Here is an 8237-nt window from a genome sequence, read left to right on the forward strand (position 1 = left end):
ATCTTCGTCTCACAAGTCAGTTCCGGGACGGAGCTTTGTCGAGATCGATCCCGCGGGTCTGAGACCTTCTGCACAGGTATTTGCCGTTCGTGCGGCGGATGAACTGTTGAAAGGCAGCCGGTCTGTCGTAGATTTGCCAAGCACGAACGACAGCGAGGATGCCATGAAGAAGGAAGAGCTGGAAACCGTCCTTGGCCGTGGCGGGCCCGGCTTCGATCTGGGTCCGATTGAAGATCAACTGCATGACCTGGCACGCGAAGGGCAATTTCCGGACGTCGCCATCGCCCACTGCATCGCAAGGATTGAAGAATCCGCTCCCGCGCTGCGGGCGGTCATCGCAAGAGCGGCCGAAGGAGAGGATCTGTCGCGGGATGATGAGATGCGGCTCCTGCGAGGCATTTACATCCTGGGCGGCGCTCGCGACACTAGAACGTTCGGGCCCTTGTTGCGCTTGCTGCGCCGTCCGGGACGCGAGCTCGATGACCTGCTCGGCGACGTGGTGACCGAGAGCATGGCGCGTATCGTCGCCGGCGTATTTGATGGCGACGCCGACGCTTTGTTCAGCTTGATCAGCGACCGCTCTGTCGATGAATTCGTCCGCGATGCAGTTTTGGGCGCAGCGACCTTCCTGACCTGGGAAGGCCGCATCGAGCGTGACCGAATGCGAGATTTTCTCGAGCGATTCCACACCGAGAGGCTGGCCGGTGACGACGATTTCGCCTGGATCGCCTGGCTGGAGGCAATCGCCCGGCTTAGCTTGCGCGATCTGGCGCCGCTGGTTCACAGCGCGTGGGACGACGGCCGCGTCCCAATGGGCATGCTTGAACTCAGTGATTTCGAAGACGATCTCCGGGCAGCCGAGCAAAGCCCGAACGACGTCGATCGATTCGAGCGGACCGGTCTCGGCTATATCGACGATGTGCTTGAAGCGTTGGAATGGACCAGCCACCTTGAGTATTTTGGCAAGGAAGATTTGCACTCGCCCTTCCCTGAAAAAACCTGGCTCGACGAGTTGCCGAGCCTGACAGCGCCGGTCACAAATCCTTTGCGCCATGTCGGACGAAATGACCCATGTCCCTGTGGAAGCGGCAAGAAAGCGAAGAAATGCTGTCTCGCAAATTGACCTGCTGCAGCACCGCGGACTTGATCCTTGGCTGTCTCAGGCCGATCCACGGGATTGGTGCGCAGCGATTGCGCCGAGGAAGATCTCGCCGAATTCCCTGAGTTTTGCGGCACCGACGCCGTTGACTGCTGCAAAAGCGTCGAGGTCGCGCGGGCAGCGTTCGGCCATATCGATCAGCGTGCGATCGGAGAAGATCACGAAGGCCGGCACCTGGCGCTCCCGGGCGAGACGCAGCCGAACCGCCTTGAGCGCGGCCAAGAGCGCGGTATCCAGGTCTTCAGTACCCGCGGCAGCATTCGGGGTGGGACGAGTCTTGCCTTGTGCCGCGCGGTTCCGCACCTCTACGCGATACCGGAACGGGACCTCGCCACGGGCCAGCTCGCGGCCCTTTTCCGCGATGGCAAGGCCGCCATGGCCGCCTGAGTCCAACGTCAGAAACCCTCCCGCGACGAGCTGGCGGATGAGCGACTGCCAGACATCCTTCTTGCGCGCCACGCCGGTCCCGAAGTTGGCAAGCCTGTGGTGGTTCCTGGCCAGGACTTTCTCGGTTTCATGGCCGAGCAGAACATCGACGACATGGACGGCGCCAAAGCGCTCGCCGGTCTGCGCAATGGCCGCGAAGACGATCCGCGCCTCCGCTTCGCCATCCGCGTGCGGCGTCTGGTCGAGGCAGTTGTCGCAATTGCCGCAAGGCATTGCTGGTTCGCCGAAATAGCCAAGCAGGATCTGGCGACGGCACTGGGCCGTTTCGCAATAGCCTATCAGCGTATCGAGCCGGCCATGCGCGCGCCTTTTATGCTCCGCCGGCGCGTCCTCGTCGTCGATGAAAAGCCGCCGCATGCGAATGTCGCCGAGACCGAAGAGCATATGTGCCTCGGCAGCCCGCCCGTCGCGGCCGGCGCGGCCGATTTCCTGATAATAGGCTTCGAGGCTGCCCGGCAGGTCGGTGTGGAAGACATAGGCGACGTCCGGCTTGTCGATCCCCATGCCGAAGGCGATGGTCGCCACCATCACCACGCCCGACAGGGTCATGAAAGCGTTTTGATTTGCTTCACGCGCCTCCTTGCTCATGCCGGCATGATAGGCCAGGGCGCGCACGCCGTTCTTCTCGAGGAACGCCGCCATCTCTTCCGTCTTCTTGCGCGACAGGCAATAGACGATCCCGCTGCGGCCGGCATGACGCTGCACGAAGCCCAGCAATTGGCGCTTGCTGTCCTGCTTGGCCTCGACGCCAAGCTTGATGTTCGGCCGGTCGAAACCCAGCACCAGGGTTTCGACGCGCCCGGCGAACAGCTGTCCGGCGATGTCGGTGCGCGTCGCCTCGTCCGCTGTCGCCGTCAGCGCAATGATCGGCACATCAGCGAAAATGTCGCGCAGCCGCGACAACTCTTCATATTCGCGCCGGAACGACGGCCCCCATTGGGAGATGCAATGCGCCTCGTCGACAGCGATCAGCCGGATGTCGAGCCTGGCCAGCGCCTCGAGCATCCGCGCGGTCATCAGCCGCTCCGGTGCAAGATAGAGCAGGCGCGTCTGGCCCGCCGCGACGCGGCGCCATGCGGCGACATTGGCATCGCGATCGAGCGAGGAATTGATCGTATCGGCCGCCACGCCGGCAAGACGCAATGCGGCGACCTGGTCCTGCATCAGCGCCACCAGCGGCGAAACGACAATGGTGAGGCCGCCCAGGACCAGCGCCGGGACCTGGTAGCAGAGCGATTTGCCGGCGCCGGTCGGCATGACGGCCAACACATGACGCCCGGCCAGCAGCGCCTCCGTCACGGCGTCCTGGCCGGGACGAAAATCGTCGAAGCCGAACACGTCCTTCAGGACGCGCCGCTTGGGATCCTCCGCCGGGACGCTCGCCGCCGCTGCCTGCATCAGGGAATTTCTATGATCGGCGCTGCCCGAAAAGGCATTGGGGGAACGGCCCGAGTCAGCGGCGACGTGACCTGCCAAAGCTCCCTGGCGAATCGTCGGGTGACCGCTTGGACAGCCGATTCGGACATTCGAACGCTCCTCAAGTCCTGTCTCCGTCGGCTCCGTCTGAAAAGTTATCCCCTCATTGGCGGATATGCGAGCGTGATTCCAGCCTCTATTCACTTTGGCTGTGAATATCGCGCAACGGCTCGGGCCGATTAATCCTATCTTCACCATGATTCGGCAGGTTCAGGTCCTGCGGTGATGTTTTGAGTACCGCGGCGCCACAAGCGCCCAGGCAACACGCCCGCGTCTCTCCGGAGGCGCGGGCTTTTCGCTTCCGAGACAGGCTGCCGCTGCGTGGTGACCTGCGGGGGGTTCTCGTACGGTCAGTCGAGGAAATCGGCGCGGTGCGGGGTAAAACTGTCGACCAGGCGGCCGGCCTCGAGCGCCTTGACGCCGTGGACCAAATTGGCAGGGACAATGAAGCTGCTTCCCGTTTCCATGATCTCGGTCGTGCCGTCGATGGTAACCTCGAAGCGTCCTTCGGCGACGTAGCTCGCCTGGACATGCGGGTGCGAATGCAGCGCGCCGACACCGCCCTTGTCGAAACCGAACTCGACCATCATCAATTCGTCGATGTGCAGCATCACACGTCTGCGATTGCCATCCGGGGTCGGCGTCCACGCGCCCTCGCCGGCATGCGCAAAGATCTTCGTTCCGGTCATCGCCACATCCTCGTCATGCTCCTCATCGCGCCAGCCAGCCGCCGTCCACCGGCACCACCGCGCCATGCATGTAGTTTGACGCCGGCGCCAGCAGGAAGACGGCAGCGTCGCCGATGTCTTCCGGTCCGCCCCAGCGCCCGGCTGGAATGCGCGCCAGAATGGCGGTGCTGCGGTCCGGGTCGGCACGCAGCGCCTCGGTGTTGTTGGTTTCGATGTAGCCGGGCGCAATACTGTTGACGTTGATGCCTTTCGACGCCCATTCGCAGGCGAGCAACCGGGTGATGCCGAGCACGCCGTGTTTCGAGGCGGTGTAGGAGGCGACGCGGATACCGCCCTGGAAGCTCAGCACCGAGGCGATGTTGACGATCTTGCCGCGCCGTTCGGGATCGGCAAGCACGCGCCGGGCAAAGCTCTGGCTGAGAAAAAACACCGTCTTCAGGTTGACGTCCATGACATCCTCCCAATCGGCTTGCCCCAAATCGACGGCGTCGGCGCGCCGGATGATTCCGGCATTGTTGACCAGTCCGTCGAGCGGCCCGGTTTCGTCCCAGACGCGATCGAACATCGCCTGGGCGGCGGCGTGGTCGGCAAGATCGCAGCGCACCGCCTCGAAGCCGCCGCCCGCAGCAGCGATCTTTTCCGCGGTCTCATCCATTGCAGAGCGGCCGACGCCGACCACCCCACCACCGGCGCGCGCGATCGACAGGGCGATGCCTTGGCCAATGCCGGTGTTGGCGCCGGTGACGAGAATGCGCTTGCCGGCCAGGCTGAAAGCCGAGAGATCGCTCATCGCAGCTCTTCCATCGCTACCGGGTCGACATCCGTATAGTCGACATTGTCGCCGGCCATCGCCCAGATGAAGGCGTAGTTGGAGGTGCCGGCCCCCGAATGGATCGACCAACCCGGCGACAGCACCGCTTCCTCGTTGCGCATGACGAGATGGCGTGTCTCATCCGGCTCGCCCATGAAATGAAACACACGCGCCGTCTCCGGCAGGTCGAAATAGAGATAAGCCTCCATGCGCCGGTCATGCACATGGCACGGCATGGTGTTCCAGACCGAGCCTGGGGCGAGTTGGGTCATGCCGACGACGAGTTGGCAGGTCTTCACACCCTCGGCATGGATGAACTGGAAGATCGAGCGCTCGTTGCAGGTCGCCTGACTGCCGAGGTCGAGCCGCTTGGCATCGCCGATGCGGATCAGCTGGCTGGGATGGCTCTGATGCGCCGGCGCGCTGAGCAGATAGAACTTGGCCGACTCGGCTGGATTGACTGAGGCGAACGACACTTCGTTGGCGCCCATGCCGAGATACAGCATGTCGCGCGGCTGCAGCTCGTAGGACCGGCCGCCGGCTTTCACGATGCCGGCGCCGCCGATGTTGACGGCGATCATTTCGCGGCGATCGAGAAAGTTCTTTGTTCCGGTCGGCTTGATCGCCTGCAGCGAAAGCGGTGTCCCGGCAGGCATGGCGCCGCCAACGATCATGCGGTCGTAATGCGTATAGGTCAGGCCGATGCGGCCGAGCTGAAACAGGCCTTCGATCAGAAAGTTGTGGCGGAGCTCGTCCGTCCCCATCGCCGCGGCGGTAACAGGGTCGATGGCGAAGCGCGAGGTGAAGTCGGTGTGATTGTCAGTGTGATTCATTGCTGTTCCATTGGGCTGCCTCATTAGTCATTCGGTTGCCGCGGCCTTGACCGAATCGGCATAAAAAATCTGGCGTGCGTGCAGGCGCTCGCGATAGCGCTGCTGGCTGGCGCTGAGATGCGCGCGCATCGCTTCGCGCGCCGACTCGGCATCGCCTGATGTAATGGCGTTCAGGATCACCAGATGCTCGTCTTGCAGGCCGCGCTGATAGGCGTCGGATTGGGCGAGTTCTGTCGACCACGGCGATGTCACGTCGCAAGGAATGGCGCGCCGGCCGAGCACGTCGAGCATCTCGACATAGAACGGATTGTTGGTGGCGCTGGCGATCGCCCGGTGGAAGGCGAGGTCGGCCGGACCTGTCGGCTCGCTGTTCAACAGCAGCCGCTCGAACTCGAAGAACGCCTCCTGGATCGCCGCTTCCTGCGCGGCATTGCGACGGATAGCGGCCAGCCCGGCGGATTCGATCTCGATCGCCAGGCGCACCTCCAGCACGTTGAGCGCGATCGAATCCTTGCTGCCGATGTCCGCGGCCAGCGTGCCGAACATCGTCGAGATATGCTCGGTGACGAACACCCCAGCGCCCTGGCGCGGCTCGACCAGACCGTCGGCGGCAAGCTTGGCCAGCGCTTCGCGGATGACGGTGCGGCTGACCCCGAAGGTTTCGGTCAGCCGACCCTCGGTCGGCAGCTTTTGGCCTGGCTGGATCTCGCCCGCCTGCAACTGCTTGCGGATCGCCGCGACCACGGTCTCCGACAGCTTGGGCTTGCGTTCGACCTTCAGGTTGATTGCCATATCCGATGCCATTGCCAGCCCCTATTTGAAGACGCTCGGCAACCATAGCGAGATGGCCGGAATGTAAGTGACGAGCCCCAGCACCACGATGCCGGCCCCATAGAACGGCCAGATCGAGCGCATCGCTTCCCAGACGGATATCTTGCCCACCGCGCACGCCACGAACTGCACTGCGCCCACCGGCGGCGTGTTCAGCCCGATGCCGAAGTTGAGGATCATGATGACGCCGAAATGCACCGGATCGACGCCGTAGGCCTGCGCCACGGGCAGGAAGATCGGCGTGCAAATGATGATCGTCGGCCCCATGTCCATGAAGGTGCCGAGGAACAGCATCAAGAGGTTGAGCAGGAGCAGCACAACCAGCGGATCTTCCGAGATCGCGTTCATCGAGGCTATCAGCGCTGCCGGCACTTTGAGGAAGGCCATCAACCACGAGAACGCCGCTGCCATGCCAATGATGAGCAGCACCATAGCCGTGGTGCGCACGGCGCCATGGGTGGCATGAACGAAACCTTCCCAGGTCATCTGCCGGTAGACCAGGACAGTCACGAGCAACGCATAGATGACGGCGATGCAGGAACTCTCTGTGGCCGTGAAAACGCCCGATCGCACGCCGCCGAAGATGATCGCGATCAGCAGCAGGCCTGGCACCGCGACGGCGAAGAGATGCGCGACGGCGGCGAAGCCAGGAAACGGCTCGGTCGGATAGCCGCGTGAGCGCGCCACGAAGTAGGCGGTGATCATCAGCGCCAGGGCCAACAGCAGGCCCGGGATGATGCCGGCGGTGAACAGGTCGGCGATGGAGATCTTTCCGCCTGCCGAGATCGAGTAGATGATCATGTTGTGCGACGGCGGCAGCAGCAACGCGATCAGCGCCGCCATCGAGGTGACGTTGACGGCGTAATCCGCTCCATAGCCACGCGCCTTCATCTGCGGGATCATCAAGCCGCCGACCGCCGCGGCCTCCGCCACGGCGGAGCCCGAAATGCCGCCGAATAGTGTAGCGGTCGCGATGTTGACCTGCCCGAGGCCGCCGCGCATGTGGCCGACCAGCGAGCCGGCGAAGGCAACGATCTTGCTGGCGATGCCGCCGCGCACCATCAGGTCGCCGGCGTAGATGAAAAACGGAATGGCCAGCAGCGAAAAGACACTCATGCCGGAATTCAGGCGCTGGAACACGATGAGCGGCGGCAGGCCCATATAGAGAACGGTGGCAAAGCTTGCGACGCCGAGGCAGAAAGCGATTGGCGTGCCGATGAGCATCAGGACGGTGAAGACGCCAAAAAGTATCCAGAGTTCCATGGCGTCAGACCTTCACGTTGGCTGTGTCGAGTTCGGCTGCGACTTCCGCCGGCGGCAATTCGTCGAGCGCATCGTCGATCGGCGCACCGGAGAGGCGAAGCACGATGCGCTCCAGAGTGAACAGCACGATGAGCACGCCTCCCGCGACAAGCGGGACGTAGTCCCAGCCCCCCGATATGCCGAGCGACGGCAAGGTGGCGCCCCAAGTCAGCGCGACCAGCTGGCTGCCATACCAGATCATGCCGATGCCGAAGGCGAGCGCGACGAGATCCGAGATCATCCTCAGCCAACGCTTTCCGCCTTTCGGCAGCACGTAGAGCAGGACGTCGAAGCCGAGGTGATAGTTCTCGCGCACCCCGACGGCAGCGCCGAGGAAAATGAACCAGCTCATCAGCATCACCGAGCCCTGCTCGGTCCAGCTCGGCGAGCGGTTCAGAACATAGCGGCCGAACACCTGCCAGGCGACGAAAGCGGTCATCAGCACCAGCCCGATGCCGGCGATCCACAGCGCCGCCGTGCTGACGCGCGACATCACGCGCGCGATGCCGGATAGGGACGGTCTCTGTTCTGAGCTGGAGGTCACTGGTTCTCTCCGCAAGAGGGGCGGGGGGGGGGGGGCCCCCCCCCCCCGGGGGGGGCGCCCCCCCCCCCGGGGGGGCCCAACCCCCAAGCGATGGCGGCGAGGACGGGGTTTTGTTAACCCCGGCCCCACCCGCCCCGGAAAGGGG

General features: G+C 63.7%; 8 protein-coding genes. 1 reads left to right on the forward strand and 7 read right to left on the reverse strand.

The features are described from left to right. Positions 1-163 precede the first annotated feature (163 nt). Positions 164-1123: a DUF1186 domain-containing protein gene (locus tag AC0L17_RS27025; RefSeq protein WP_473518038.1), complete on the forward strand. Its 960-nt coding sequence runs from the start codon at positions 164-166 to the stop codon at positions 1121-1123. Positions 1124-1159: 36 nt separating this feature from the next. Here the strand turns inward: AC0L17_RS27025 and recQ are convergent, their stop codons facing one another. The 7 genes from recQ to AC0L17_RS27060 form a co-directional block, all read right to left on the reverse strand. Next, positions 1160-3004 carry a DNA helicase RecQ gene (gene recQ / locus AC0L17_RS27030; protein WP_473518039.1) on the reverse strand — a complete coding sequence of 615 codons (1845 nt, stop codon included), beginning with the start codon at positions 3002-3004 and terminating at the stop codon, positions 1160-1162. A 428-nt stretch (positions 3005-3432) separates the two neighbouring features. Next, positions 3433-3771, reverse strand: a complete 339-nt coding sequence (locus AC0L17_RS27035; RefSeq protein WP_473518040.1) for a cupin domain-containing protein — start codon at positions 3769-3771, stop codon at positions 3433-3435. A gap of 22 nt (positions 3772-3793) precedes the next feature. Continuing rightward, the gene (gene kduD / locus AC0L17_RS27040) at positions 3794-4561 is read right to left on the reverse strand and encodes a 2-dehydro-3-deoxy-D-gluconate 5-dehydrogenase KduD (protein WP_473518041.1); all 768 of its coding nucleotides are present in this window, start codon (positions 4559-4561) and stop codon (positions 3794-3796) included. After that, positions 4558-5415 carry a 5-dehydro-4-deoxy-D-glucuronate isomerase gene (gene kduI, locus AC0L17_RS27045; protein ID WP_473518042.1) on the reverse strand — a complete coding sequence of 286 codons (858 nt, stop codon included), beginning with the start codon at positions 5413-5415 and terminating at the stop codon, positions 4558-4560. Before kduI ends, kduD begins: the two co-directional genes overlap by 4 nt. 27 nt (positions 5416-5442) lie before the next feature. After that, positions 5443-6219, reverse strand: coding sequence for a FadR/GntR family transcriptional regulator (locus AC0L17_RS27050; protein ID WP_023800077.1), 777 nt, complete (start codon positions 6217-6219; stop codon positions 5443-5445). Between the two features lie 9 nt (positions 6220-6228). Then, positions 6229-7509 (reverse strand): TRAP transporter large permease, encoded by a 1281-nt coding sequence (locus tag AC0L17_RS27055; RefSeq protein WP_023800078.1) that lies wholly within the window; start codon positions 7507-7509, stop codon positions 6229-6231. A 4-nt stretch (positions 7510-7513) separates the two neighbouring features. Next, complete coding sequence (locus tag AC0L17_RS27060) at positions 7514-8041, reverse strand: TRAP transporter small permease (RefSeq protein WP_031255309.1); 528 nt, start codon at positions 8039-8041, stop codon at positions 7514-7516. Positions 8042-8237 lie beyond the last annotated feature (196 nt).

Source organism: Mesorhizobium sp. WSM4829 (genome assembly GCF_055811475.1).